Annotated in this window: 20 protein-coding genes and 3 pseudogenes; 11 read left to right on the top strand and 12 right to left on the bottom strand. The window is 67.9% G+C overall.

Annotation, left to right across the window (positions count from 1 at the left end; genetic code table 11):
- The first annotated feature begins 19 nt into the window (after positions 1-19).
- The 5 genes from FRCN3DRAFT_RS0208875 to FRCN3DRAFT_RS43480 all read left to right on the top strand — a co-directional run bounded on the left by FRCN3DRAFT_RS0208875 (position 20) and on the right by FRCN3DRAFT_RS43480 (position 4,824).
- Positions 20-1,399: an aromatic ring-hydroxylating oxygenase subunit alpha gene (locus tag FRCN3DRAFT_RS0208875; RefSeq protein WP_007512682.1), complete on the top strand. Its 1,380-nt coding sequence runs from the start codon at positions 20-22 to the stop codon at positions 1,397-1,399.
- A gap of 99 nt (positions 1,400-1,498) precedes the next feature.
- Complete coding sequence (locus tag FRCN3DRAFT_RS0208870; protein ID WP_007512683.1) at positions 1,499-1,975, top strand: hypothetical protein; 477 nt, start codon at positions 1,499-1,501, stop codon at positions 1,973-1,975.
- A 205-nt stretch (positions 1,976-2,180) separates the two neighbouring features.
- On the top strand, positions 2,181-2,753 hold the full coding sequence (locus FRCN3DRAFT_RS0208865) for a carboxymuconolactone decarboxylase family protein (protein ID WP_007512684.1): 573 nt from the start codon (positions 2,181-2,183) through the stop codon (positions 2,751-2,753).
- 114 nt (positions 2,754-2,867) lie between these two features.
- Positions 2,868-3,503, top strand: coding sequence for a TetR/AcrR family transcriptional regulator (locus FRCN3DRAFT_RS0208860; protein ID WP_007512685.1), 636 nt, complete (start codon positions 2,868-2,870; stop codon positions 3,501-3,503).
- A gap of 67 nt (positions 3,504-3,570) precedes the next feature.
- Positions 3,571-4,824: an ABC transporter substrate-binding protein gene (locus tag FRCN3DRAFT_RS43480; RefSeq protein WP_007512686.1), complete on the top strand. Its 1,254-nt coding sequence runs from the start codon at positions 3,571-3,573 to the stop codon at positions 4,822-4,824.
- A 73-nt stretch (positions 4,825-4,897) separates the two neighbouring features.
- On the opposite strand, the pseudogene FRCN3DRAFT_RS43475 reads toward FRCN3DRAFT_RS43480, so the two are convergent.
- The 4 genes and pseudogenes from FRCN3DRAFT_RS43475 to FRCN3DRAFT_RS0208835 form a co-directional block, all read right to left on the bottom strand.
- Positions 4,898-5,605: pseudogene (locus FRCN3DRAFT_RS43475) on the bottom strand (IS6 family transposase).
- 258 nt (positions 5,606-5,863) lie between these two features.
- Positions 5,864-7,255, bottom strand: coding sequence for an ABC transporter substrate-binding protein (locus FRCN3DRAFT_RS0208845; RefSeq protein ID WP_007512690.1), 1,392 nt, complete (start codon positions 7,253-7,255; stop codon positions 5,864-5,866).
- A gap of 82 nt (positions 7,256-7,337) precedes the next feature.
- A complete protein-coding gene (locus FRCN3DRAFT_RS0208840; protein ID WP_007512692.1) occupies positions 7,338-8,501 on the bottom strand; it encodes a phosphotransferase family protein in 1,164 nt (387 codons plus the stop codon).
- A 150-nt stretch (positions 8,502-8,651) separates the two neighbouring features.
- A complete protein-coding gene (locus FRCN3DRAFT_RS0208835) occupies positions 8,652-9,791 on the bottom strand; it encodes an ABC transporter substrate-binding protein (protein WP_232793976.1) in 1,140 nt (379 codons plus the stop codon).
- Here FRCN3DRAFT_RS0208835 and FRCN3DRAFT_RS56030 point away from each other — a divergent pair.
- Positions 9,775-9,948 carry a hypothetical protein gene (locus FRCN3DRAFT_RS56030; protein WP_232793975.1) on the top strand — a complete coding sequence of 58 codons (174 nt, stop codon included), beginning with the start codon at positions 9,775-9,777 and terminating at the stop codon, positions 9,946-9,948. The two genes, FRCN3DRAFT_RS0208835 and FRCN3DRAFT_RS56030, sit on opposite strands and share 17 nt — an antisense overlap.
- Positions 9,949-10,003: 55 nt before the next feature.
- On the opposite strand, the gene FRCN3DRAFT_RS43470 is transcribed toward FRCN3DRAFT_RS56030, so the two are convergent.
- Positions 10,004-10,693: a TetR/AcrR family transcriptional regulator gene (locus tag FRCN3DRAFT_RS43470; RefSeq protein WP_007512696.1), complete on the bottom strand. Its 690-nt coding sequence runs from the start codon at positions 10,691-10,693 to the stop codon at positions 10,004-10,006.
- Between the two features lie 84 nt (positions 10,694-10,777).
- Here FRCN3DRAFT_RS43470 and FRCN3DRAFT_RS0208825 point away from each other — a divergent pair, with 84 nt between their 5' ends.
- The 4 genes from FRCN3DRAFT_RS0208825 (at position 10,778) to FRCN3DRAFT_RS0208810 (ending at position 14,282) form a co-directional block, all read left to right on the top strand.
- Positions 10,778-12,052, top strand: a complete 1,275-nt coding sequence (locus FRCN3DRAFT_RS0208825) for a cytochrome P450 (protein WP_007512698.1) — start codon at positions 10,778-10,780, stop codon at positions 12,050-12,052.
- A 336-nt stretch (positions 12,053-12,388) separates the two neighbouring features.
- A complete protein-coding gene (locus FRCN3DRAFT_RS50610; RefSeq protein WP_007512700.1) occupies positions 12,389-13,279 on the top strand; it encodes a hypothetical protein in 891 nt (296 codons plus the stop codon).
- Positions 13,237-13,485: an integrase core domain-containing protein gene (locus tag FRCN3DRAFT_RS58100; protein WP_007512701.1), complete on the top strand. Its 249-nt coding sequence runs from the start codon at positions 13,237-13,239 to the stop codon at positions 13,483-13,485. The genes FRCN3DRAFT_RS50610 and FRCN3DRAFT_RS58100 overlap by 43 nt, the downstream gene beginning before the upstream one ends.
- A gap of 404 nt (positions 13,486-13,889) precedes the next feature.
- Entirely contained in the window at positions 13,890-14,282 is a 393-nt protein-coding gene (locus tag FRCN3DRAFT_RS0208810) for an SCO5389 family protein (protein WP_007512702.1), read from the top strand.
- Positions 14,283-15,413: 1,131 nt separating this feature from the next.
- On the opposite strand, the gene FRCN3DRAFT_RS0208800 is transcribed toward FRCN3DRAFT_RS0208810, so the two are convergent.
- The 7 genes and pseudogenes from FRCN3DRAFT_RS0208800 to FRCN3DRAFT_RS43445 all read right to left on the bottom strand — a co-directional run bounded on the left by FRCN3DRAFT_RS0208800 (position 15,414) and on the right by FRCN3DRAFT_RS43445 (position 25,409).
- On the bottom strand, positions 15,414-16,673 hold the full coding sequence (locus FRCN3DRAFT_RS0208800) for a glycoside hydrolase family 5 protein (RefSeq protein ID WP_007512703.1): 1,260 nt from the start codon (positions 16,671-16,673) through the stop codon (positions 15,414-15,416).
- Between the two features lie 596 nt (positions 16,674-17,269).
- Positions 17,270-18,877 carry a DHA2 family efflux MFS transporter permease subunit gene (locus FRCN3DRAFT_RS43460; protein ID WP_007512705.1) on the bottom strand — a complete coding sequence of 536 codons (1,608 nt, stop codon included), beginning with the start codon at positions 18,875-18,877 and terminating at the stop codon, positions 17,270-17,272.
- A 56-nt stretch (positions 18,878-18,933) separates the two neighbouring features.
- The gene (locus FRCN3DRAFT_RS43455; RefSeq protein ID WP_157845195.1) at positions 18,934-19,473 is read right to left on the bottom strand and encodes a TetR/AcrR family transcriptional regulator; all 540 of its coding nucleotides are present in this window, start codon (positions 19,471-19,473) and stop codon (positions 18,934-18,936) included.
- 136 nt (positions 19,474-19,609) lie between these two features.
- Entirely contained in the window at positions 19,610-20,875 is a 1,266-nt protein-coding gene (gene ltrA, locus FRCN3DRAFT_RS0208785) for a group II intron reverse transcriptase/maturase (protein WP_007507722.1), read from the bottom strand.
- A gap of 871 nt (positions 20,876-21,746) precedes the next feature.
- A complete protein-coding gene (locus tag FRCN3DRAFT_RS56020; RefSeq protein ID WP_232793974.1) occupies positions 21,747-22,133 on the bottom strand; it encodes a tyrosine-type recombinase/integrase in 387 nt (128 codons plus the stop codon).
- 605 nt (positions 22,134-22,738) lie between these two features.
- A pseudogene (locus FRCN3DRAFT_RS56015) lies at positions 22,739-23,206 on the bottom strand (site-specific integrase); the annotation flags it as partial.
- Positions 23,207-24,702: 1,496 nt separating this feature from the next.
- Positions 24,703-25,409, bottom strand: a pseudogene (locus tag FRCN3DRAFT_RS43445) (IS6 family transposase).
- A 222-nt stretch (positions 25,410-25,631) separates the two neighbouring features.
- Here FRCN3DRAFT_RS43445 and FRCN3DRAFT_RS0208765 point away from each other — a divergent pair.
- Positions 25,632-26,060, top strand: coding sequence for a hypothetical protein (locus FRCN3DRAFT_RS0208765; protein ID WP_007512714.1), 429 nt, complete (start codon positions 25,632-25,634; stop codon positions 26,058-26,060).
- Positions 26,061-26,478 lie beyond the last annotated feature (418 nt).

Genomic DNA, 26,478 nt, shown 5'->3' with positions numbered 1-26,478 from the left:
CTCAAGGAGAACTGGACTGATGACGATCGAAGCGACACGGGCCGCACTGCCCGGAGAATGGCTCGACGACGCCAAGATCGGCTTGTCGGGCCTGGACTGCGACCCGGACGGGTTCCGATGGAAGATCCCAACAGCGCGGTATACCTCCCCCCAGACCGCCGCGCAGGAACGCGAGCTGATCTGGAAGAGGACCTGGCAGGTCGTCGGCCGGGTCAGCGAGCTGGCGAAGACTGGCGACTGGAAGACCTACCAGCTGTTCGACCAGTCCTTCATCGTGGTGCGCGGCCGGGACGGCGTCATCCGCGGCTTCGTCAACGCGTGCCGTCACCGTGGCAACCTGCTGTGCGCCGAGCGCACGGGCACCTCACGGCAGTTCCTCTGCCAATACCACCTGTGGTCCTACGACCTGGAGGGCAACTGCCGCGGCATCCTGCGCGAGAACCTCTCGGGTATCGACAAGAGCGACGTCTCGCTGCTGTCCGTGCCCGTGGAGACGTCCGGCGGGTTCATCTTCCTCAACCCGGACCCGGACGCGAAACCGCTGGCCGAGTACCTCGGATCCGAGGTGATCGAGCTGCTCAGGCCGTACGAGATGGACCGGTTCGTTACCGTCATGGACGTCCAGGAGGCCCTCGAGTGCAACTGGAAGGTCGTCATGGACGCTTTCCAGGAGGGTTACCACCTTTGGGGTGTGCATCCGCAGCTGCTGAACGTGATCTACCCGGACCCGGAGAAGGGCCGCTACTGGTTCCTCGGCGACCACAGCGTCGCGACCACGCCGTTCGACGTGCCCAGGGGTGAGCACTTCGGCCCGGAGGAGCAGGTCGCCGGGATCCGCAAGCTCCCGGAAACCTTCCCCGCGGTCCCGCTGATGCTGCCCCGTTTCGAGGAGCTCGTCGCGACCTACCGCGACGAGAACGGGATGCTGGAATTCCCGGAAGGCGTCACCGCCCGCACGCTGCTACAGCAGGCCACCCGCGACACGCTCACCGGCATGGGCCTGGACGTGAGCAGGCTGACGGACGATCAGATGACGGACAACCAGGGCTGGGTGCTCTTCCCGAACTTCTTCATGACGGTCCGCGCGGGCGAATGCCACATCACCATGCCCACTCCGCACCCGTCTGGTGACCCGAACAAGTGCGTCTGGCACGTCGCCAGCTACATGTACCTGCCGGACGAACTGGCAGCGGCGGCAAAGGTGGACCTGACCGTCGTCGACGAGCCGGGCAGCCACACCTACTTCGAGGCGCTCCAGCAGGACTGGGAGCAGATGCAGCGCCAGCAGGCCGGGCTTCGCAACAGCCGCCTGGAGCACGAGACGATCACCCGTGAGGAGATCGTCGTCGCGAACTTCCACCGCGTCCTCGACCGCTACCTGGCCGGCGCCCGGTCCTGACGCTTTCCCGCGGCCCGTGACCGGTCCGCCACGCGGGATCTGCCGCGGCCTGGGCGAGCGTGTCTTCGAATCCACCATCTCACCTATGGGAGCAGGCTTATGGCGCTCGCGCTGCGCGACCTCGACGAGGTCATCGGCGATTACACGGGCCTCTCACGGGTCGCACTGGAGTACACCCAGCTGATGAAGAAGCTGGTCAGCGCGGGCAAACAGCCCGGTTTCTCGGCGGAAAGCTGGGCGCCGGTAGCCGAGCTGGTCGCCGTCGACTCCTTCGAGCGGGTCGGCCCGTTCAAGGAGGTCATGAACTGGCCGGAGTACGCGGCGTTCCTCACCCAGTGGGCGCAGACCTCCGAGTGGGAGTGCTCGTTCAAGCGGGTCACCGAGGTGGACACCCTGGTGCTACTCGAGCTGGAGGAGCGCAGCACGGTTGCCGGCTACAGCAACGCGGTGAACTCGGCGACCACCTACGAGTTCGACGCCGCCGGCAAGGTCGTGCACCTGGCTGTCTACCTGCAGATGCCGTTACCGGACCCCGACCTGCTCACGAGCTACGACGGCATCCAGATCACCGAGTGAGCCGCCGGACCGGTCAGCAGGCTCGGCGCGGACCGCAAGGATGTCCGGGTCCGGGTCCTGGGCCGGCCGTCGGTGCGACCGGATCGTCGGCGGCCGGTCCGGCCAGCCGGCCACGTGCGCGGACCGCACCTTCTCGCCACCCGCGCCCTGCGGACTGGCGCGGGTGCGCAGCTCGGAAGCCAAACCGCGAGAAGGGAACGCCTGCATGGCGCGAGTCGAACCGCTGCGACCCCACCAGTTCCCGCCGCGGATGCGCGCGGCGCTGGCGGCCATGGTCCCACCGGAGCCGCGTTATCCCATGCCGAATGCCGAAGGGCGACCCAAGGCGCTGGGCATGCTCGGAACCTTCGCGCACCACCCCCAGCTCGCGCGAGCGTTCTTCACCTTCAACGGTCAGGTGCTGCTCGCGACGACCCTGTCACCCCGACAGCGCGAGATCCTTGTTCTGCGGGTCGCCGCGCGACGCGCCTGTGGCTATTTGTGGGCCGAGCACGCCCACCTTGCCAAGGAGGCAGGGCTCACCGCCGAGGAGGTAGCCCGGATCACGTCGGACCCGGGAGCGCCGTTCTTCAACCCGATAGACACGGCGCTGTTACGCGCCGTCGACGAAATCGTCACCGACGGGGTGTTGACCGACGGCACCTGGTCGGCACTCGCCTCCGCGCTAGACACCCAGCAGATGCTCGACGTCATCTTCACCATCGGCGCCTACGAGACGGTGTCGGCCATGCTGCGCTCGTTCGGGATCGAGCCCGACGACTCCATGGACCCGTCGTGACCCCCGGCCAGCACCCTGCCGCGCCGGTACGGCCCACGCCGCCCGGCGAGGCACCACGCCGTTCGCCGGACGGGTGCGTGCGAAACTCGGGGACGACGACAACCAGGAGAAACCGTGGCGGGCACCCCGTCGCTGCTGGGCCGGCCGGTCGGCTCCCACGGCGACCAGTCAAGGCAGCGCATTCTCGAGGCGACCCTGCGCTGTGTCGCCGACGTCGGCTACGCGCGCGCCACCATCCGCGAGATCGCCCGGGCAGCGGGCATGACCAGCGGCAGCCTCTACCACTACTTCCCGAACAAGGCCGAACTGGTCAAGGAGACCTTCCGCGACCTCGCCCAGCACACGGTCCCCCGGTTCACCGTCGCCGTTGCGGCCACCGACGGTGTCCTCAACAAGCTCATGGCCATCCTGGACGAGGCCGACCGGATGGTGCGCGACAACCCCTACGCGGTCCCCTTCGACCGCGCGATCCGGGTGCAGAGCGCCTCGGACCTGCACCTGGCCGAAGACAGCGACACCATCGTCGCCTCCATCCACGGCGTGGTCGCTGACGTCCTGCACCAGGCCAGCGACCAGGGCGCCCTCACGGACAACATCGACGTCCACGCCGCCACGAACGCGATCCACGTCCTGCTCATGGGCCTCTACGAGCATGCGCTGACCACGCCAGCCGACGAGTACCACGACACCGTCCGCGCCCTGAAACTGCTCATCCAGGGGATGTTCTTCGACCGCACCCGCCTGGCATAGCCGGAGCGGCGCACGGGGCCTTCGGCAGCCGACCGGTATGTCGGCGTGCCGAGCGTGGACAGGCGTCGTGGCTGCCTGGATCCGGTCGGTGATGGCCGTGCTCCTGGCGTTACCTGCCGCCATCGCTGGGTGCGCGGCGTCGCCGGATACGAACTCGGGGCCAGGCCAAACCTGTTCGACAAATATTCCCGGCGTAACCGCCACATCGGTCAAGATCGGATACATCTATCCCGACACCGGGCCCGCGGCGCTCACGACCGTCTTCAGAGGCGCTCGTGCCGGCGCCTCCGCCCGCATCGACCAGCAGAACGACCAGGGCGGCGTCAACGGTCGTCGTATCGATCTGGTCTGGGGTGACGACCAGTCCAACCCGGACGCGTTCCTGCTGACCGCGCACCGCCTGGTCGACTCCGAGAAGGTCTTCGGCCTGGTCCTGAACTCCGTGGTCGTGGACAAGGCGGTCGGCTGGCTCGCGCAGGAAGACGTTCCGGTCACCGGCACCGCCAGCAGCGTGGTCTGGAGCGAGTACCCCAACCTTTTCCACTTCGGGAACCGGTACAACCCGGGCGACACCTCGGTGATCGGCGACTTCGTCAAGGCGAGGGGCGGCACCAAGGCGATCCTCGTCACCGACCGAGACCTCTCGGCCACGCAGAATCTCGCGGCGAAGTTTGCGCCGAGTCTGCAGAGCCGTGGAGTCACCGTCGTCGACACGCTTTCCTACACGCAAGGCATCACGAACCCGGCGAGCCTCGTCGCGCGCATCAAGAACTCGGGCGCGGACACACTGATCGGCGCCGCCCAGACCGAGTCGTTCATCGACGTCTACGCGGCGGCCAAGGCAGCCGGCGTCCGGCTGCGCGTGGCGCTGGCGTCCAGTGGCATCAGCCCCGACCTGCTCGCCCAGCGCGGCGGTGACATGGCCGGCATGACTGTGCTGTCCACGATCGCCGCCCCGGACTCCCCGGCCAGGGCCGCCTACGTGGAGGCGATGAGCACCTACGCACCGGAGGCGGTCGACCCGACCGAGGAGCTCGCCATCGGCGGCTACGTCGCCGCCGACCAGATGATCAATGGCCTGCGGCTCGCGGGCGCCTGCCCGACGCGACAGGGCTTCATCGACGCCCTCCGCTCGGTGACCAAGTACTCGGCCGGCGGCCTGATCGCCCCTATCGACGTCAGCCGACCCAGGCAGCCGACGCTCTGCGAGAACTTCCTGACCGTCGACCCGACCGGGAAGAACCTGGTCGTGCTACCGCCGCCCGCCGCCCGCCGCCCGCCGCACTCGCCCGCGACGGCTACTGGTGCGGCACCGCCCTGAACTGACCCCTGTTGGAACGGCGTTGTTGCGTTGGGCCGGGGCGAGGCATGGCGGATGCGGGTTACTGCGCTGGTCACAGGGCCAGGGCGAGCTCGGTGAAGGCGTCCGCGAGTCGGCGGTGGGGTTCGGCCTCGACGGCGAGTTCGTAGTGGCCGCGGCGAAGATTCTGAACGAACGCGTGCCCTGAGGCGATGACCTGGGCGGAGCGGAGGCGTTTGAGCCCTCGCATCGGTCGCAACCAGGCTTTCAACCGTCCGTGATCGGCCTCGATCGGGTTGTTGGCATACCTGGCATCGATGTGATGGGCAGCAGGCAGCTGCTCGTCGAGGACCCACGGGTAGGCCGCGGCCCGGTCAGTGGTCACCTCGACCGGACGGCGGCCGTGGGCCAGCGCCCGGGTGAAGAACCGGCGGGCCGCAGCCAGGTCTCGCTTCTCGGAGGCCAGTACATCGATGACCTGGCCGAACTGGTCGATCGCTCGGTACAGGTAGCACCACCTGCCCACCCATTACGTCTCGTCGACGAACCATCTATCGCCCGGGCTGTGCCGGCACGGCCGGGCGGCGTCGACCAGCAGCTGAGTGAAGCGCTGCACCCACCTGTAGACGCTGACGTGATCGACGGCGATGCCGCGTTCGGCCAGCAGCTCCTCGACATTCCGGTACGACAGCGCGAACCGCAGATACCAGCGAACTCCCAGAACGATGACCTCCGGCGGGAACCGGAAGCCGGTGAACTCCGAGACCGGCACCGGCGGACAAGGACGGCAGCGAGCCACCATCCGATCATGCCTGGCCGCCGGACCCGACCACCGCATCCGCGAACGCAACAGAGCCGCCCGGGTGCGATCCCCCGGGCCATCCGACCAGGCCACGGGGCCGCATTTGCGTAGAAAGCCCACATCCCCGGCCTCCCTATCGCTGCCGGCGGCACCGTTTTGGCGCTTCGCAGTGCCTCGCCGGGCGTTGCGACCTCCAGACGGCCGAAGGCGGTGCGACCGGGGATCGGTCGCACCGCCTTCGGCCGTGCGTGGAGGTAATCAGGTCAGGGAGAAGAGATATTCGTGGCCGAAGGTCTGGAGGTCCTTGATGGGGACGATGGCCTTCTTCGCCCCGTCGAACCGGACGAGCGCGGCGCAGTCGTTGCCCAGGACGCGCCCGGCGGGCCAGGTGGAGCCGCACAGCGCGTTGCCCAGCGCGGGGTAGTCGAAGCCGGAGTTGAGGACCTTGGCGAGGGCCTCGGTGGTGACCGAGCCGTTGATCTTCGCGAAGGCCTTGAGGAACAGGTCCGCGGCACCGTAGGAGGTCAGCGTCCCGGAGGCGCTGGCGTCCGCCTGCGAGCCGACGGCCTTCAGGTCGGCGTCGATCTGCTTGAAGGTGTCGCTCGGGAAGACGCCCGAGCCGAAGTTCGGCGTCATCGCGTACGCCTTGTCGAGCTGGTCGGCCAGCGGCGCGAGTCGCGGGTCGGCGAAGTAGATCAGGACGTCGCCGGTGTAGCCCGACGACCGCAGCGCGGCCACGAGCGGGAAGATCTGGGCCGGCGGGGTCGTCGACGCGACCAGGTTCGCGCCGCTGGCGATGATGTCGCGGGCGATCGGCGTGTAGTCCGACAGCGGCGGCGCCCCGGGCCCCGGGATCGGGGTCTTGGCGTAGGGGGCCTTCATCCCCAGCCCGACGGCCATCTTCGCGAAGCTCTTCACGGAGCTCGCCCCGGCCGCGACGCTCGACCCGATGAACGCGGCACTCACGTCAGCCGGCTTCTTGCCCGAGCCCGTCAGGTAGCTCTCCAGACCGGCGGACGAGTAGAACGTCTGCCCGGGCAGCACACCCGCGCAGGCGATCGCCTGGGTGACGGAGAAGCCGAACTGGCGGTTGTTCCAGCCGCAGTAGTCGTTCGAGATGCCCCAGCCGAAGTAGGGCACGTGCTTGTCGTTGAGGTAGTCCCCGACGGTGGAGACCGTCGCGGTGAAGGGCACCAGACCGAAGACCTTCTTGTCCTCGACCATCTCGGTCACGGCGTCCTTGGACGTCGTGGGATCGGCACCGCTGTCGGTACAGCCCGCGTAGGAGAAGGTGTAGCCGTTCACCCCGCCCTCGCGGTTGGCACGTTCGAACCGCGCCTTCGCGCCGTCGCACACGCCCGGGAAGTTCTCGATACCGGTCGTGTCCTTGACGTCGGCGACGCCACCGATCGTGATGACCTTGCCGTTCACGCCGCGGACCGTGTCGCCGGTCGCGAACTCGATCGGCCCCGCCTTCTCGATCGCCAGCTTGCTGGCCGCGGCGGCGTCCATCGGCTTACCCAGGTCCACGGGTGCCGAGGAGGTGCCGTTGTCGGTGGTGGAGCTACACGAGGCGAACGTGACCGCGGCCACCAGCGCCGCGACGCCGGCCAACCCGGCCCGCGCCCGACGTGAACGCAACAAGATCACAGGTCTTCTCTATTCTTGGAGAACGTCTGGACGCGACGGGTGGCTTCCGACAGCGGTTGCGCCGCCGAGAGACTTGAAGGTGTCACGCGTGCTTGGCGTCGACGAGCTTGGTCAGCAGTGTGAAGCTGTCGTGTGCGGCGACGGCGGCGACGCATCGCTCGACGCCGACCCGGGAGATCTCGAACGGCTGCATGGTGTCGCCGGCTTCGGCGGTGCAGACGGCCGCGAGGAAGAATTCGGTCATGGCGGCGCCGTACCACACCCACAGGTCGTCGAGGTCGGCGCGGATGTTCGCCGCGTCCAGCCACGCCGCGTACCGCTCGACCAGCCCTCGTTCGATCTTGCGGAGCACCTCGGGCTCGACCGAGGCCGCCGCGAAGTACGCGACGTCGCGTATGCCGGCGCCGGACATCGCGTTCTGCCAGTCCAACAGTCCCGGGGAGCCGCCCTTGAAGAAGAGGTTCCCGAGGTGCGGGTCGGCGTGGATCAGAGTCTGTGGCAGGGCGGCCCAGAACCCGTCGATGTCCCGGCTGCGTTCGAAGAACATGCGGCACTGCCGCTTCATGGACTCGGGAACAAGGTCGGCGGCCTGGCCTTTCATGGTGCCGAGGAGACGACGGCGGATGAGATCCCCGAGGCGGTCAGCGGCCGGCGCGCGCCCGACCAACGCCTTGAGGTCGCCGCTGAAACGAGTGGTCTCCCAGAAGGCGATGTGCAGGTCGGCCAGCGCGTCGACAACGGCCTCGGCCTCGGCGGGCGTCACCGAGTCGCGGACTGTCCGGAATCGCGCCGTGGAGGACAGGTCCTCCAGCAACACAACGGCGCGCCCTCTGAACCGGTTGACGCTGGCGGCGTAACACCGCGGGGTGAGGACTGGCGGGCGTTCCCCCAGCGCGTGGTAGGCAAGGACCTCCCGGGCGCCGAGTCCGAAAACGTTCATCAGCACATGCTGGCTGTAGTGGTGAGGCGTGAACTTCAGGAACAGATGGCCGGGTACCTCGGTCGCATCGGAGTCCACGGCGAGGCGGGCGCGCGCGGCGGTTCCTGAGTGTTCGTCGATGACGCTGACCGACCGGACCGTTCCCGGCGCCAAGCCGAACGCGGCCTCCAACCATCGCGTGTTGGCCTGGTGCGCCCGGAGCGGGACCGACGCGCCGCCGGGCAGCGCCCGATCGAGACCTGCCCGAACGGCCTCCGTCATGGCCATGCCAAGGCCGAGCGCCGTGAACAGTGATCGCGTGACCACGAGGAATGCCCTCCGCAACGGAACTCTGGATGGTGGAGTCGTCGTGCGCCAACGGGCGGCATAGAACGCTGACCGCTACCGCGGCGGACGAAGAGGGCGGCCGTCGAGGGGGTGACCGTCCTCAGCCCACCCCCTCGACGGCCGCGTGTTTCAGGAGCCGGTGGCCGTGGAGGCGGGGACCGGGTTGCCGCACCAGAAACCGGTCGGAGTGTTGCCCGGCACCGTCGCGTAGCCGTCGCCCGTCGCGTTCACCTTGAGGAAGTTGAAGCAGGACACCGGGTCGTGTGGCCGGCTCAGGTTGGTCGGAGCGAGCAGGCCGCCTGCGTCGTAGCTGGTCACCTTCCGCAGGTTGGTGATGAACGACTGTCTCGTGGGGCACGGGCCGGCCAGCTGCAGGCCCTTGATCATCTCATCCGCCGCCGCGTAGGAAACGATCGCGACGTCGTCGAACGGGCTCGTCGTCTCCGGGGAATAGGTGGTTATGGCATCGCGATAGGCCTGGATGGCCGGCGAGTTCGTCGTGTACGACTGGAAGGCCATGGTCATCGACATGCCAGCCATATCCTTACCCCGCTGCTGGATCTCGGTGGGGCCGTAGTTGCTGGAGCTGAGCGCGACCTTGAGGTTGACACCGGCGGCCTTGGCGGCGGCATAGATGTCGATGAAGGCATCGGCCTGAGTCGCGCCGATCAGGGTGTCGGCCCCGTCCTGGCGCAGCTGGGTCGCCACCTTGGCCGGGTCGGAGACGTCCTGCGTGTAGGGCGTCTCCCCCACGACGGCGATCCCCTGGCTGCGCACGCTGGCGACCAACTGGCCGGCGAGGTCCGCGGAGGTCTGCGAGGTCGGGTCGATCACGAGGAGTGCCTTGGTGCCACCTTGGGCCTTGATGTAGCGGCCAAACGTGTCGACAGCGCCGCCCTTGTTGTACAGCGAGCCGAAGTGGAACAGGTTGCTGTAGTTACTCCAGATCGGGCTGGAGGGGAGGCCCACCATCGGGACACCCTTCGTCTGGAGCCAGCTCGCGGACTCGTCGGTGAGGCTGACCGTCTGCGCGATCAGGCCGAAGACCTGGTCGGCCGTGACGAGGTGCTGCACGGCATTGGTGAACACGTTCACGTTCGCCTCGTCGTCTTGCCAGGTGAGATCGATCTTGCGGCCGTACACGCCGCCAGCGGCGTTCTCCTTGTCGATGCGCGCCTCCACCGCCCCGCGCGCCGGCCGGAAGGCCTCAGCGACAGCGCCGCCGGTGTCGGGCAGGACGAGTCCGATCTTGATGGAGTCACCCGTCACGCCAGGCACCCCGGTCGTGCACGACGAGTGGCTACCCGTCGCGTTGGACGATGAGGAACTGCAGCCCATCACGGTCGACGCGGCGACCAGAAACGCGGCCGAGGCCGCCGTGTGGGCGCGCAGCCGACCCCGGCCCGCGGCCTTCGTCGCCCCGTGAGCCGCTCCGCGCGACGCCACTGGCGACCCGCCCTCGGTCGCGAGACCGTGCCTCGTCACTCCCAGGCTCCCTCGTCATCGTGTGACCCTTGTTTTCGATGTTGGTCTTCATGTTCGTCAGCAATATCGTTCCCGCGATTCGCAGGGCCGTTACGGAGTGCGAGCCCTAGGCGGAGCTGGTCGAATCCGGCTCGGATGAGGTGGGCCAGTTCGGACCGGGGCACCTGCTTGCTGGCGTACAGCCCGACGACGGACAGGACCGCGGCGTCGGCGGCGTGGACGACGAGTCGCGGATAGAGGTCGCGGTGGGGGTCTGTGCCCGTGCGGACCGCGACTTCACGCAGGAGATCCGTCGTTGCCTGGTCGCGCGAGGCTGCACGGTGGACGACAAGTGCAGGGTTGCGCGCCGTGAGGCGGGTGGCGGCGATGAGTTGCTCGAGGGAGTCGGTGGCTTCGACCAGGCCAATGGCGGCCGCCTCGAGTGAGTCGAGGACGGGTTCGTTGGGGTCGCGGAGCAGGAATGTCTCGACGTAGTCGCTCTGCGCTCGTTCCAGGACGAACAGCACCGCCTCCTCCTTGTTGGAGAAGTAGTTACGGAACGTCCGGGGAGCGACGCCGGCGGCTTCGGCGATGGCGTCGCCGGTGACGGCGTCGAGCCCGCGCTCGAGCATCAGCGACAGGGCTGCCTGGCTCAGCGCCAACCTGGTTGCCGCCTTCTTCCGTTCCCGCAGCCCGGCCGTTGACATGGCCCCCACCCTAGGGAAAGCTGCCGGATACGGCAAGATTGCCAGGTCCGGCAGGTTCTGGGTCGACGAGCCAAGAGGATGCGAATGGTGACGGTCGAGGTCGAGGACCTGCCGACGATTCCGATGGACGACCCGGCGTGGTGGCAGGACCCGTACCCGGTGCTGCGCGAGCTTCGCGAGCGGCACCGGTTAGCCAGAACGCCCCAGGGCCTGCCCGCCTTGCTGCGCTGGGATGACGCGTTCGAGACCGTGCGGGGCACGCAGTTCATCCAGCACGGCATCGAGGTGCTCGAGGCGCGTGGGTTCCAGCCGGGAGATCCGTTACACACCTGGGGCAGCAGCCGCATCGGCGTGATGGAAGGCGAACACCACCGCCGCGTCCGATCACTGGCGGCGTGGGCGCTGTCGAAGCGGAAGACGGACGACCTGCGGCCCCTCATCCGCCACCACGCCCACGCGCTGCTCGACGCCAAGCTGGGCGTCCGCGAGATCGAAGGACGACTCGACTACGCCTACCTGCTGCCTCGTCTCGTGATGATGGACTTCCTTGGTGTTGACGAGGACGAGCTTGGCAACACCATGAACCCTGCCGGCGGCTCCACGGTGATCGACGCCTTCGGACCGGGCGAGATGACCGAACAAACCAGGGCAATGGTCAACACGTACATCCAGGCGGCCATGGATCACACGGCGATGCTCTACGACCGGCGCCGTCAGCAACCACGCGATGACCTACTCACCCACCTCGTCCAAGCTCAGAACGAAGAAGGCCGACTCACCGAGGGCGAACTGATCACCCTCTTCTCGTCCATCTTCGGCTCCGGGACAAGCACGGCGAGCATCATCGCCAGCGGGATGGCGGAGCTCGCTCGCCATCCCGAGCAGGCCCAGCTGTTGCGCAGCAACCCCGACGCGTGGAAGAAGGGCGCCAGCGAGGAGTCGCTGCGCTACCGACCCGCGATCAACGCCATCGGCCAAAAGGCCGCAAACCACACCCACGCCTTCGACAGGGACTTCGCCGCCGGCACTCACATCACCGTCGTCGTGGGCGCCGTGAACCGCGACCCGCGCCACTGGGGCGACGACGCCGAACACTTCGACATTCGACGCGACCCCCAAAACGCCTCCTTGAGCTTCGGCATCGGCCCCCACGTCTGTCTCGGCCACGCCATGTCCCGAGCGACCATCGAAGAGGCGCTCGCCGTCTTCGTCGAACGATGCGACGAGATCGAGCTCCTCCAGGAACCACGATGGATTCCCTTCGTCCAGGAAAACAAGGTCGAGAACCTGCGACTGGGCATACTGGTCAAGGAACGCGCAGCCGGCGGAACCTCGCCGATTGCCGGTGACCGGGCTTGATCCGGCGCCGGGTCGCCCGGCAGAGCTGATCGAGGTCGCCGAATTCGACCAGGCCGTCTTCGCATGCAGGTCGGCGAGGTTTCCGCCTACGGCACGCGGGCTGCGCGCTGGGCGTCGTTGCTGGGAGGGATCAGGCCTCCGCGGCTGCCCTGGTACGCCGGGTCTGAAACGGGCACGGGCCTCGGAGGGTCTGCCCGTCCGTTCGCGGCGACGGTGTCCCTGCCGAAAATTCCGTCCGCCCTGGTCAGGCCGGTCGCAGCCGTCGGGACCGAGCGTGGCGCGCCAGCGCCCGGCCCTCTCCCATCGAGGCCCGCTGCTGCGTGAGGATCCTGCTTCGTGCTGCTTCGGCTGACCTACCTCGGCGTCACCAACGCGTTCGCGCTGCTGCGCCTGCTGCCCCGCGGTGACCGCGACAAGGACATCGAGATCCTCACCCTGCGACACCAGATCGCCGTGCTGTACCGCCAGCTCGACGGCCAACGCATCCAGTTCCAGCCCGCCGACCGCGCCCTGCTTGCCGCGCTCCTGCGCACGCTGCCGAAGCCAACCCTGCACAGACTGCGGCTACTCGTGCGCCCGGATACCGTCCTGCGCTGGCACCGCGCCCTGCTCGCCCGCCGCCACGCCGCCGCCTCCCGTCCCAGACGGCGGGGCCGGCCCCGCACCGTGGCCTCGATCCGCATCCTCGTGCTGCGCCTGGCCCGGGAAAACAGCAGCTGGGGCTACCGCCGGATCCACGGCGAACTCCTCGTCCTCGGCATCAAAGTCGCCCCGTCCACGGTCTGGGAAATCCTGCACCAGGCGGGACTCGACCCCGCACCCGAGCGGACCGCGACCACCTGGGCCGACTTCCTCCGCGCCCAAGCCCACGCGATCCTCGCCGCCGACTTCATCGAAACCGTGCCCCTGACCGGGACACGCCTGTACATCCTCGCTGTGATCGAACACTCCAGCCGCCGGATCCGGATCCTCGGCGCCACCGCGCACCCCACCGCAGCGTGGGTGACCCAGGCCGCCCGCAACCTCGCCATGGACCTCCAGGACACCGGCTCGACCGCCTGTTACCTCATCCGCGACCGAGACGGAAAATACCCGGTGCTGTTCGACGCGATCCTCGCCGACACAGGGATCAAGGTTGTCCGCAGCGGCGTCCGAGTCCCTCGCATGAACGCCATCATGGAGCGGTGGGTGGGAACTGCCGCAAGGAACTCCTCGACCGAACCTTGATCTACAACCAGCGGCATCTTCTGCACGCCCTCCGTGCATACGAGGCGTTCTACAACTCACATCGGCCCCACCAGGGCATCGCGAACGCCAGACCGCTCCAGCCGCTACCCGAACCGATCATCGATACGGACCGGCTCGCCCACCTCGACATCCGCCGACGCGACCAGCTCGGCGGCATCCTCCACGAGTACGAACACGCCGCCTGACCAGCCCGGACGCAATTTTTGGCAAGCACACGGTCACGGTTCGTGGTGGTCTGAGGTACGGCGTGGTGTGGGACGCGGGGTGTTCGGGACCTACGGCCCGAGGTGCCGGCGCGCCGCACACTAATGAAAATGGTTGTCGTTACGATGTCGGATAGCTCGACTCGGCAACGTCGCCATGACCTCTCGTTTCCGCTACCCCACCGACAGGGCTGCAGCGGCGATCCCGCCGGTGAGGGCCGCCCCGGCGGCCGGCCGGCCGTTGCGCGCTCCGAGGCCTGACCCCCTCCCACGGCCGGGCATGGCGGGACGTCGGCGGTCCCACTGGCCCTTCGCCCGACACGCGCGAGCACCTGACCCTGCGCGCTCGCGAGACACGAACCGTCCACACACCCAGGAGGAATGCCATGTCGCTCGCTGTCCCCACCGCTCTGCTGGAGAAGGCCGAGTCGGGCCAGGTGCCCGACACCGAGTTCGTCGACTGCGTCCGGCTGTCCCTGCCGTATGCCTGGAGCGTCGTCAGCCAGGTCGCCGCCGATCTGCATACGGGCGACGGGGAGTTCGCCGACCACGAGGTTCCGCCACCGAGCGAGGCGGAGCGGGGGCAGCTGCTGCGGGCGCTGGCCAGCGACGCGATCCGCGGCGGTCTGGAGCGGCACTTCGGCGTGAAACTGGCATTCCAGAACTGCCACCGGGTCGCCGCGTTCCGCCTCGCCGCCGTCGGCGGCGACCGCTACCAGGCATTCATCTCACCCCGTGGCCAGCTGCTCAACCAGTCGCCGACGCTGCGCAACTGCTGAGCGCAGGGGCCGTGGGCGCCACGCCCGGCGCCCACGGCCTCACCCCATGTTCACCGTGGCCTGAGCCCCAAACCCTCGGCCCCGCCTCGCGGCCTGACGGCCGCCCACCGGAAACCCCGGACCTCCGTACCGCCCGGCCACAGAAGGGCAAGCCGGCAGGCACACCAGAACCGCCGCTTTCTCACGCACCAGCGGCCAAATTCCCTGGTGAACGCGAAGGCCCAGAACCGCGAGCTCGCCCCGACCGAGACCGAGGGCAGCGAATACGTCCCAGCCTGCAACGGCTCCTCGACCGGTCAAGGCAGGCACGGGGCAGACGCACCACGGACGACCACCCACGAGCGACGATTACGGAGCGTCAAGAGCCCTCAGCCCTAGACGATCATGATCCATGGCGCGGCCGCACGGAATGAGCACACAATGAGCACACGCCGACGATCATCGACGTCAAAAGACTGGATCAAACTTGCAAACCCGCAGGTCAGCGGGATGTTGATCGAGTCGACGAGGGGACTCGAACCCCTAACCGCCCGATTACAGGACGGCCATTTTTGCATTTCTCCGTGTTTGCGCGTGCCGCGCGTTGCGTATTCGTCCACGTCACGGCCGATTTTGCTGTCATCTAAGGTTCCGGAATGCCGCATCGCGCCCCGACGTCCGTACACACAATGAGCACACATCGGCCCTGCCGGCGATAGCCATCCAGCCGCAATGGCCACGCCGACCCATCGCCGACCGCGATTGCGGTGCGTAGCCGTCCTCCCAACCTTGCCGGCGAGACCAACCTAAACGGGAAAGGAGCTGGGCCAAACAGGCCAGCAGCATCCGGTCGGACGAGGTGTACCGATGCCTAGGACCCCGAGCTGGTGGCGCAAGACAAGGATCTCCACCTCCTTCGCGCTGTCCCGCGGACCCGCAGCACCACCAGCCCGAGGACGTTGCGCGCCAGACCGTAGAGCAAGGACCACACCATGCCGGCCAGCCTGCCCGACACGGGCGCCGCCGACACGCAAACGTGCAGCTCAACGCCCAAATCGGAGTTCTGGAGCCCCACAGTCGTGGCCCGCCGCGCCGGGCCTCCGCTGCGTCAGGCCGCGGGCGACGCGGCCGACGACGCCGTCCGGTGGCTCGTCACCGGACGGAGGTTAGGTGAGCGCGCAAGCCCTCGCCGTAGGCGGTCGGCGTGCCCGAGTAGTCCTTGATCAACGCTGGGAAACTTCCGCAGTCGAAGGTGTCCCAGGCCCACCCCAGGTAGCTGTCGCCGTGGCTGTCGAGCCAGTTCATCGTCTGGTCGCTGAAATTATGGTTGCAGTCGGTATCCCCGAACTCACCGGCGACCAGCGGGACGACCGCCGACACTGGCGCGATCTGGGTGTCGAAGCAGGACAGCGTCGTGCACCCGCCGAAGTCGTACATGTGCCAGCCGGCGGCCAGGTTGCCGGTCGGGTCCGAGGGCTTGTTCGCCAACCAGCCGGTGAGGTCGCCACCCCATCCGTTGCCGGTCGCGAGGACGATGTTCGTTGCTCCCGTGCCACGCACCGCATCGATCAGGTCCTGCATCCCGGCCACCTGGTAACCGGTGCCGCAGTCGCCGCCGTCGCGCCAACAGGGCCACGAAATGTCGTGCGGCTCGTTGTAAAGGTCGAACAGGACGGACGAGTTGCCCTTGAACGTCATGGCGACCGACCGCCAGAAGTCGGGTGCGTGGTCGGCGTCGGCCATCTGCCGCTGGCCGGTGGCCTTCTCCGTTCCCGGAGCGGACCAGTGCAGGTCGAGGACGGCGGCCATGCCGTGCGCGTTCAGCCGGCCGACGTAATCGACGATCGCCTGCCGGTACACCTGACCGGAGTACTGCGAGGGCGCGCCGTTGATCCCAAGCCAGCACGTCTCGTTCAGCGGGACCCGCACGACGTTGGCCTTCCAGGATGCGATGGCCGCCACCGAGGCGTCGTCGCTAGGTCCGTCGAACAGCCCCCAACCCTGGATGCAGGCGTACTCGGTACCGGACCGGTCCACCCCGAGCAGCCGAACTTGCGACCCTGAGGCGTCGACGATGGAGGTGCCGGAGACCCGCAACCCGCTTCCGTTCCCGGTCCCGGTGCCGGCGGCGGAAGCCGACGGCGTGGCGGTCGAGGTGGCTGGGGGCGCGGTGGGTGACGGACTGCTGGAGAAGGTCGTCGAGGTAGAGGCGCCCGGTGTCGTCGGCACCGCGGAGGTGACGGTCGGGTTCGGCGTGATGACAGGCCCGGATGAGCCGGGTGCGATCGGTTCGCAGCCGGCGACCGCCACCGCGGCGGCGCACGCGACCCCGAGCACCCAGGCTCGCCGGGCCGAAGGGCGGCGGCGCACCGTCCGGCGATCTCGGGTGGGCACGGCTGACGTTAGCCTCATCTGTCGCTCCTGGGAGTCCTGTCGGTTTCGACGGATACGGGCCCCCCAGCCACGAGTCCCACAGAGCCGGTCGCTAGGCCGGACGAAAGTGTTACCAACCGCATAAAATACCCAAACTTGACGCCCGGTCCACCCCTCCGCCGGATCAGTCCACCGGACACGACCCGGGCTGGCCCTGCGGACGGCCTAGACGTGGCGGCGGCGCAGAAGGCGCGGCAGCGGGCCAAGGAAGCGGCGGAGAGAGCGACATCCCGCCGGACCAGTCGGCGATCGCGTGAACACGGTCGATCTCCGTGCGGACCTCAGCCCCCAGCTCGCGGACCATGACCAGGTGCGGTTCTGTTGCATTGAGCCGGCTCGAAGCATGGCAGGGGCCAGGTTGGTGGCCTGATCAGATCGCCATAGCCGCTCGGTGAACGCTGCCGCGAGTCGGCGATGGGGTTCGGCGTCGAGTTCAGGCGTCAGCGTGGACGTCTTCGGGGGTCGGCGACCGGGATGCCGGGACAGGTGGAGCCGGCCGGCCCGTGTGGGGTCGGCCGGCTCCACCTGTCGACAGGCTTTTGCCTCTGTGCTGGGGTGTGTCTTCGGGGTGTGGGTCAGGCCGCCGGCTCGGGTTCGGTCTGGAGCTGGGGTGCCGCGGCTGTCCGGGCGGGCAGGTAGCGCAGGGCGATGGCGGCGGCGGCGAGCAGGGTGGCGGTGGCGGCGGTGAGGGCGAGGCTGGTGCCGTGGATGAAGGCGCTGGCGGCGGTGTGGGCGATGGCTTGTCCGGCCGGGCCGGGGGTGTGGTGGGCGATCGCGGTGGCGGCGCCGATGGACTGTCCCGCGGTGGGCGCGGTGGCGGCGGGCAGCTGGTTGGTGAGGGTGTGGGTGTAGGCGGTGGTGGCGATGCTGCCGAGGATGGCGATGCCGAGCACGCTGCCGAGGTTGCGGGTGGTGTCGTTGATCGCCGAGCCCACGCCGGTCTTGGCGGGGGGCAGCGCGTTCATGATCGATGTGGTGGCGGGTGCCATCGCCAGGCCCAGGCCGGTGGACATCACCACGGTGGCGATCAGGTAGTGCGGGTAGGTGGACGCGGTGGTGGCGGTGGCGAAGAAGGTGAGCCCGCCGGCCATGACGAGTAGGCCGCCGGCCACGGTGGCCCTGGTCCCGAGCCGGGTGGCGAGGTGGGCGCCGAACTGGGAGGCGATGGCTAGGGCGAGCGCGGAGGGCAGGGCGCGGACGCCGGCGCCGAGCGGGGAGTAGCCGAGAACGAACTGGTAGATCTGGGTGAGTAGGAACGTCACGCCGGTGAGCGCGAAGAACATTGTCATGATCGCGGCGGATGCGGCGGTGAAGCGGGGGTTGCGGAACACGGTGACGTCGACCATCGGGTGGTCACTGTGTAGCTGCCAGCCGATGAAAGCGGCGAGCAGGGCCGCGGTGGCGGCGGCGCGGGCCAGGGTGGTGGTCGAGGTCCAGCCGGCGGCGGGGGCTTGGATGAGGGTGTAGGTCAGCGTGCCCAGGCCGGCGATCGACAGCAGCGCGCCGGCGAGGTCGGGCCGGACCGGGCGCGGTGCGCGGGAGGCGGGTACCAGCAGTGTCCCGGCGGTCAGGGCGACCGCGACGACGGGCAGGTTGACCAGGAAGATCGACCCCCAGGAGAAGTGGGCCAAAAGCCAGCCGCCGGCGGTCGGGCCGATCGCGACACCGAGCCCGCTGACTCCGGACCACAGCCCGATCGCCTTGACGCGTTCGGCGGGGTCGGTGAACACGCTGGTGAGGATCGACAGCGTGGCGGGCATGACGAACGCGGCGCCCGCGCCCATCACGGCACGTAGCGCGATCAGCTGTGCGGTGGTGGTGGTCAGCGCCGCGCCGAGCGAGCCGGCGCCGAACACGATCAGCCCGGCGGCGAGGGCGCGGTGTCGGCCGTAGCGGTCGCCGAGGGCGCCGGCGGGTAGCAGCAGGGCGGCGAAGGCCAGGGTGTAGGCGTCGACGATCCAGGCGAGGCCGCTCGCGGTGGGATGCAGGTCGCGGGACAGGGTCGGGAGGGCCACGTTGACGATCGTGGTGTCGACCACGATCACCAGCAGGCTCAGGCAGAGCACGGCGAGGGTCGCCCACCGGCGGCGGAACGGGGCGGGCCGGGCGCCGAGGGAGGCGGGAGTCGCCGGGGCGCTCGGACGGGAGGGACGGGTGCGGGAAGGAGTGTGGATGGTGGTCATGCCAGGAACCTCTCTTGATTGATTGACCTATAAATTAACGGCGAAAAAAAAGACGATCAGTGGGCGGGCGGGGCGAACGCGTAGGAGCGTGGCAGGTCGATCGTGACGCCGATGGTCAGCAGCATCCCGGTGGCGAAGAACCGGGCGACCTGCTCCTGGTCGGCGCCCGTCATCTCCTTCACCGCGTCGAACAGCTCGACGAAGCAGCGGTGCACATGCGCTCGGATCTCCGGGTCGGCGGCCGCGGCGAAGCCCTGCATCCGGCACCGCATCAGGTCCTCGTCGGCAAGCAGGACCTGGTAGGCCCGACCCAGCAGGCGCAGAGACTCGGCCGGCGACTCCGCCGGGCGCAGCGCCGCAGCGAAGACCCCCCGGATCCGCTCATGCACCTGGTCCTGGCAGGCAAGGAACAACACCTTCTTGTTCTCGAACAACGCGTAGATGTAGGGCTGAGAGATCCCGGCCCGAGCCGCGATCGCCGCGGTACGCGCCGCGTGGTAACCGTTCTCGGCGAACTCGGCCACCGCGGCCGTCAACACCTGCTCGCGGCGCTCCTCCATCGAGAGGCGCCGCTCATGGACTCGCTCAGTGGCCATGAACCCATTATTGATAGACCAATCATAAGATGTCAAGCCGAGCGTCGATCCGACGCCTGGGTGAGTCGCCGAGGGGAGTCTCACCCCTCGGCGCTCGTAGATCCGGACGTGAGACTCTCGCCTCATCCGGCTCCCGTCATCCAGCCTTCGGCCGCAGTCCGAGCTGCCAGTGGGCGAACAGCCCTGGGTCGCGTCGTGCGACCTGTCCCAGGAGTCTGCGTGCCCGTCGCCAGCTGCGGTGCAGCCGTTTGTACTTCCGCATGGCCCACCGGGCAAGGTGGTCGTTGAGGTAGGAGAAGACCCGGACCAGCTCGGACCTACGGAAGCGTCCGTAATAGTTGATCCAGCCCTGGATAACAGCGTTGACCGTCTGTGCCAGGTCGAGGAGAGTCTGCCCGGAACGAAGATGTAACCGCCAGCGGCGCATCTCCTGCCGCATCCGTTTGGCGGCATAATCTGAGACCGCGGGCGAGAAGGCGACGAAACCCATACCCCGACTGTTAACTGCCAGCCGTGGCCGGAACGTGTACCCGAGGAAATCGAACCGCTCATGCTCGTAAGAACCTGAACGGTACGTGCTCTTGCAGTACACGATACGGGTCTTGGTCTCGTTGAGTTCCAAGCCCACATCCGCCAGCCGAGCCGCGATCGCGTCCCGAACGTATTGCGCCTGCCGGCCGGTCCGGCAGTGCACGATAACATCGTCACTGTAACGCTCGAAGGGCACACTCGGATGCTCCCGGGTCATCCAGGCGTCGAACGCATAGTGCAGAAAAATGTTCGCGAGCAACGGTGAGATCGCAGAGCCCTGAGGACTTCCGCGATCGCGTTCGACCAGCGTTCCGTCCGGCTGCCGCAACGGGGCAACCAGCCACCGCCGCACATACAGCAGGATCCAGCGCTGGTCGGTGTGGCGTTCCACCGCACGAAGCAGCAGATCGTGGTCGATGCTGTCGAAGAACGACCGGATGTCGAGATCAATGACCCAGTCACTGCGCCAGCAGCGTTCACGGCACACCCCGACAGCATCGAGCGCCGACCGGTTCGGCCGGTACCCGTACGAGTCCTGATGGAAGATTGGTTCCACCGCTGGCTCCAGGTACATCACCGCCACGGTCTGCGCCACCCGGTCCGTCACCGTGGGCACGCCGAGAACCCTGACCCCATCACCACCCCGTTTGGGGATCTCCACAGCGCGTACCGGCGACGGGAAATAACATCCCGACGACATCCGGTTCCACAGCCGATACAGGTTCCCTTTCAGGTCCTGCTCGAACTGGGCAATCGACTGTTCGTCGACGCCCGCCGCCCCCTTGTTCGCCTTGACTCTCTTCCACGCCTCCCACACCGCATGCTTGGAAATAGCAAATGGCTTCGACCCGCGAGGTGCATCAACTACCACCGGCTCCTCCCACCATCAGACCATGACGGTTGACCGGCCCGCGGGCCTGGACAACCCGCCCCCTTCGCTCCCCCCGCATTACCAGGGTTCACCACTACTACGAGGCGGTCCGCCCCCGTTCTCCAACGACTCGGTACTCTCCCCTCGCGGCATCCACCGCTTGAAGTTCTCCCTCCCACGACCTCGACCAGAGGCCGCAGCGCTGGAGCGACAGGTTCACACGTTCCGCACGAGAGCCCAGACCAGGCTCGCGCCGCCTCCATGCCGGGCACCATCCGGGCAGCACGCAGGCAGCCCCCGAACTCATCCCAGAGCACAAGCACGACCCTGGTTTCGATGCCATCATATTTCTTTCGACACGTCATCAGCGGTTCGCTTTCGCTCGCCTTCCTGGCCCACACCTGACGCACTCACCGGCACGCCTTTTCCGCAGCGCTCAGCACCCCGGCCCTTAACCGACGCACCCTGCGGTGGTTTGCGGCCAGCCCCTGCATGGCCGACCACGGAGGATCCACCTCCATCTCCCGCACAGCACCGCTCCAGAACGGTCTCCGTCTACATCGGAGCCCTCCTTCGTGTTCGTGTCGCACTGCTTGCCGAAAATGTCATCCGCCCTGTTCAGGGCGCTCGCAGCAGTGGCTGCCGATCGTGAGACCAGCCAGGTCCGGGCCCTCGTCCGCTGGGGTCGGTGGCTGCGGGACGATGCCGGTTCGTGCCGCTTCGCCTCACCTACCTCCGTGTCACGAACGCGTTCGCGCTGCTGCGTCTGCTCCCCGGCGGTGACGGCGCTGTTGCATCGGCCGACGCAACGGCCTCCGGGCAACATCGTCGCCGTCTCTGGCCCGGCCCGAACCCTTGGAGATCTGGCGGGTCAGCCGGCGGTTTGGCGGTGTGGTCGGGCGGTGCGTGGGATGAGGCGGGCGACGTTTTCGGCGAGGTCGCGGGCGAGTTCTGGCAAGACGTGGGTGTAGGTATCGGCGGTGATCGTGATCGTGGAGTGGCCGAGGAGTTCCTGGACGGTCTTGAGGTCGGCGCCGGCGGCGAGCGCCAGGGTCGCGGCGGCGTGGCGGAGGTCGTGGAGTCGGACCGGGGGCAGGCCGGCGCCTGTCCATAGGTCACGGAAACGGCCGCTGATCTTTGCGGGGTACGGGGAGGCGCCGTCGGAGTTGAGGAAAACGAGGTCGGTGTTCGGCCCGGCGGGTCCGGCTTTGAGCCGGTCGGTGTTCTGGCGGGCGTGGTGCTCACGCAGAACGGCCACGGTGCCGGCGTCGAGGGGATCTGGCGGTCTGCGGCGTCGGACTTGGGTTTCTTCAGCTCAGTGGCCGCGCCGTTCCGGACGATCTGCCAGCGGACGGTCAGCGTGGCGGTCGCGAGGTCGACGTCGGCCCAGTGCAGACCGCAGGCCTCGCCGCGGCGTAGGCCGCGGTGGGCTACGAGGTGGAACAGCGGGTAGAGCGGGTCGGGTTCGGCGTGGTCGAGGAACGCGCCGAGCTGGGCCGGGGTCCAGACCATGACCGGCGAGGGGATTTCGCCTGTCTCGCGCCAGCGGGTCACCCGCGCCTCGGTCCACAGCAACGCCCGTGGGGGTCTACCAGTGGGCAGCTCGACGTAGGACGCGGGGTTGTGGGTGATCAGTCCGAGGCGGATCGCGTGGTTGAGCGCGGCCCGCAGGGTGGCGCGGATCCGCTGTTTGCTCGCCGCGCCAATCGCTCTCCGTCCGTGGATCGCCTGCTTCTCCTCGGGAGTGCCGGTGGCGCGGAGGCGGCGGATGGTCTCGTTGTGGACTTCGATCCCGTCGAAAAGGTCATCGAGATCGGCGACGCTGAGCCGGTCGAGGCGCAGATGGCCGATCGCCGGGTTCAGGTGGAGACGGATGTTGGTCTGGTAGCCGGCTCTGGTCGACTCGCTGATCCGTCGCCGGCCGGCCAGCCAGGTCTGGAGCCAGGCTGCCACGCTGATCCGAGGATCGACGCCGTCGCGGCGGTGAGAGCGGTGACGGAGGTCGTCGACCTCGGGCAGCGGGCCGCCCGCGCGCAACGTCTCGACGATGAGGGCTGCAGCCTGCTCACGTTCGGCGGCGTCGGCGGGATCAGCGAGTAGCGTGCGGATCTGGCCGAGTGCGTCGTGAGCGTCGGTGTCGCTGGCCAGCCCGCCTCGGCGAATCTGGCGCCGACGGCCGTCCGCCGTCGGCGGTAGGTCTATCTGGTAGCCCCAGGTGCCGTGCTCGGACCGCCAGTCACCGTCCTCGTGTCGCAGCTTCGGGCATCGGGAACCCAGCTGGCGGCCGTTGGCGCCCCGGCACGAGCAGCGCTTGGACACCGTCCCGCTCATGGCGCCCGGGAGGTCCCTCGAGCACAGTCCCCGGTCCCGATGTGAAATCGGGCGGGTGACCAGGCTTCCAGGAATCGCGCTCCACTCACCCCCGTCTCCATCAGACGCGTTTCCTGGCTGTTCTCCAATTCCCATCAACGCGGTGCCACCGACCCTGCGGATATGGGGATGACCTGCGATTCCCAAGACCGCGAACGGGTACCCGCCACGGCGAGCGACGAGGTAACTCCTCGACCAGGCAATACCGTGGATCTTCTTGGCGGTCCGAATGCGGACCGCGATGTCCGGCCCGTGGAACTCGACCGCCATCGGAATCTTCATGATGACTCCTCTGTCTCGGAAGAGACACGGGCGACGCAGACCGCCACCCATCCTGCGCCGGAGAGCATGCGCAGCCCCAAGTTCGCCCGCGCCGGCAGCAAGGACCAACCCGCAGGTCAAGGTGGGTAACGGCCGGTCCCCGCACCGAGACGGCCGCTGAGAACTCCCTCCCAGGACGGCGACACGGCGGGCGGGCCTGGCTCCCTGAAGGCCCGGGAGCAAGGGACTACCACCGGGCTTAGGTGTCTGACAGGTCCACGGCTCGGCTGGTCATGATCACGATGTTGGAGTATGCGGAGGACCTCGATCGGGGATCCTGCGCTATTGCCCGCCCCTACCCACACCGCGAATTTCCCGCATGAAAACACGAGCCCGACACCAAAAGTCAAGACCGCACACACAGCGAGCCTACGCCGAGACGGATATATCCCCTCAACACGCGTCCGCGCGGGCCCCAGCGGCTGCAAGTAGGACGACGAGGAACGGTGCCACGGATCGATCAGGGAAGGGAGCGCTCCACTTGTGTGCTCATCGATGAGCACACAAACACCTAAAAATCTATATCTTTCACAAGATCGATAATGATAAAAACGCAGGTCAGCGGGATGTTGATCGAGCCGACGAGGGGACTCGAACCCCTAACCGCCCGATTACAAGACGGCCATTCCCGTGTTTACTGCTGCCGTCCAATATCAGGAAATACCGATTGGTCCACGTCGCGGCCACGATAGGTGTTGCGGCGGGTTTCCTGGTGCCGGGAAATGCCGCGCCGTCCGTACGCACAATGAGCACACGTCGGCCACCGATGACCGTTCTGCCCTACAGTCACGGCCGGTTGCGGCGCGTCGTCAACCGCCGATCCGGGCGGGTTGAATCCGGTTACCTGCGGTGACACTGCACAAGTAACCGGCGCGGGGCAGGACCGCGCGAACCCAGCGATACCTCCGCCAAATGGCCACGTGCAGTGTTGCATCGAGCCAAGACGAGTGATCTTGGCTGTAAATCTTTCGACCTCGAGGTCTCGAGAAGGGGCAACGGGAACCCTGAGAGCAACCGGCCGAGCCTCTGGACGGCGTGATCGCAAGAAGATCTACGGTCAAGATCGGCTGGCTTAGCTCAAGGCGCTGTTGCATTCGGCCGAGGCAAGGCGTGGCGGATACGGGTTGCTGCCCTGGTCAGACGGCCAGAGCGAGCTCGGCGAATGCTGCCGCGAGTCGACGCCGGGGATCGATGGTGGTGGCGAGTTCGTAGTGGCCGCGGCGGACGTTCTGGACGAAGACATTACCGGAGCCGATCACCTGGGCCGATCGGAGGCGTTTCAACCCGCGCATCGCCGCAGCCGGGCTTTGAGTCGTCCGTGATCGGTCTCGATCGGGTTGTTCGCATAGCGGACGTTAACGTGGTGGGCGGCGGGGAGCTGCTCATCGAGGACCCGTGGGTAGGCCGCGGCCCGGTCGGTGGTCACCTCGACCGGTCGGCAGCCGTGAGACAGCGCCCGGGTGAAGAACCGCCGCGCCGCGGCCAGGTCCCGCTTCTTGGAGGCGAGCACGTCGATGACCTGGCCGAACTGGTCGATGGCCCTGTAGAGGTATGTCCACCGTCCGGCGACCTTCACGTAGGTCTCATCGCAGAACCACCTGTCACCAGGGCTGTGGCGGCAGGGCCGGGCCGCGTCGATCAGCAGCGGAGTGAACCGCTGCACCCAGCGGAAGATTGTGACGTGGTCGACCTCGACGCCACGCTCGGCCAGCAGCTCCTCGAGATCCCGGTACGACAGCGCGTACCGCAGATACCACCGGACGCCCAGCACGATCACCTCAGGAGGGAAGCGGAACCCCGCGAACTCCGAGACCGGGACCGGTGGACGAGGGCGGCGAAGCATCACTCGATCATGCCTCGATTACCGATCCGAGCCGCGGCCCCAGCCCGTGCAACAGTGCCTGCCGACGCCCAGGCCAGGTGCCTGACTCTCCGTATGTAGGGACGGTTCCGACGGTGGCAGATGCGTCCGTGTCCTACACCTACGGTCAGGGTATGGACACCAGGTGCTGACCTGTCAGCCAGAACGGACCAACGACCATGATCGAGGGGCAGGGAGTCAGGGATGACGACACTGACTGAGCAGCTCAACGAGCTGTCCGAGGGAACGCGGAAGATCGAGGACGTTGTTGCCGCGGCGCGGGACAGGAACCGCGAGCGGCTGGAGGCGCAGCGCGCCGAGCTGAAGACCTCCGTCGAGAGAGGTAGGGCCAAGGTCAAGGAGGACGCCGCCGGGGCGAAGGCCGGCATGAAGGAGCACTGGGACGCCGTGCGCTCCTCCGTGAACCAGCGGTTCGCCGAGATGCGCGCAGACGCTGAGGAGCGCCGCAAGGACTGGGATGCCCGAAAGGCGGAGCTCCATGCTGACGTGGCGGAGCAGGACGCCGTCAACGCGATCGATCTGGCGCTCTTCGTCCTCGACGAGGCCGAGTACGCGATCGCCGACGCGATTATCACGCGCGCCGACGCCGACGAACTCGCCAAGAGCCGCTAGCCCCGTCCCGGTGCCGCCTGAGCGGATCGGGTCCGCTGGCACCCTGGACATGGAGGCGGGGGCACAGACGCCGTTGTCTGTGCCCCCGCCCGCAGCAGAACCCCGGTCAGGCCTCCCGTGCCCGTGCGCGTTCGGGCGCTTTCCCGTCCGTGTCCTGAGCCTCTTCGGATGCCCGCAAGCGAGCCATCGCCGCCCGGGCCATCCGCTTCGCCGACTTCCGTTCGGCCGCCGCGTGACCGGGCGACGGGCCGCCGCGCACGGCGCCCTAGCCACGGCGACGCGAGAACCCGAGTCTCACCGCCAGCGTCATCGGCCGCGGTGGCCACCGCTTCCGAGCGATCGGCGCGTAGATACCGACTGGGTCATCCCGGTACTCGCCGAAAGTCAAGCCCTACTGGCATACCAAGGGCTGACCCGC

It is taken from the genome of Pseudofrankia saprophytica (assembly GCF_000235425.2).
In the GTDB taxonomy this organism is placed as follows: Bacteria; Actinomycetota; Actinomycetes; order Frankiales; family Frankiaceae; genus Pseudofrankia; species Pseudofrankia saprophytica.
Note: the sequence above shows the minus strand (reverse complement) of the source record. Positions and strands in the feature narration are given on the sequence as shown.

Bases quoted from the DNA above. Each gene is read 5' to 3' on its own strand.
- FRCN3DRAFT_RS0208870 (WP_007512683.1), top strand. From the start codon at position 1,499: ATGGCGCTCGCGCTGCGCGACCTCGACGAGGTCATCGGCGATTACACG.
- FRCN3DRAFT_RS0208810 (WP_007512702.1), top strand. From the start codon at position 13,890: ATGTCGCTCGCTGTCCCCACCGCTCTGCTGGAGAAGGCCGAGTCGGGC.
- FRCN3DRAFT_RS0208765 (WP_007512714.1), top strand. From the start codon at position 25,632: ATGACGACACTGACTGAGCAGCTCAACGAGCTGTCCGAGGGAACGCGG.
- FRCN3DRAFT_RS0208800 (WP_007512703.1), bottom strand. From the start codon at position 16,673: ATGAGGCTAACGTCAGCCGTGCCCACCCGAGATCGCCGGACGGTGCGC.
- FRCN3DRAFT_RS0208875 (WP_007512682.1), top strand. From the start codon at position 20: ATGACGATCGAAGCGACACGGGCCGCACTGCCCGGAGAATGGCTCGAC.
- FRCN3DRAFT_RS43470 (WP_007512696.1), bottom strand. From the start codon at position 10,693: ATGTCAACGGCCGGGCTGCGGGAACGGAAGAAGGCGGCAACCAGGTTG.
- FRCN3DRAFT_RS43460 (WP_007512705.1), bottom strand. From the start codon at position 18,877: ATGACCACCATCCACACTCCTTCCCGCACCCGTCCCTCCCGTCCGAGC.
- FRCN3DRAFT_RS43455 (WP_157845195.1), bottom strand. From the start codon at position 19,473: ATGGCCACTGAGCGAGTCCATGAGCGGCGCCTCTCGATGGAGGAGCGC.
- FRCN3DRAFT_RS56030 (WP_232793975.1), top strand. From the start codon at position 9,775: ATGGAGTCACCCGTCACGCCAGGCACCCCGGTCGTGCACGACGAGTGG.
- FRCN3DRAFT_RS0208865 (WP_007512684.1), top strand. From the start codon at position 2,181: ATGGCGCGAGTCGAACCGCTGCGACCCCACCAGTTCCCGCCGCGGATG.
- FRCN3DRAFT_RS0208825 (WP_007512698.1), top strand. From the start codon at position 10,778: ATGGTGACGGTCGAGGTCGAGGACCTGCCGACGATTCCGATGGACGAC.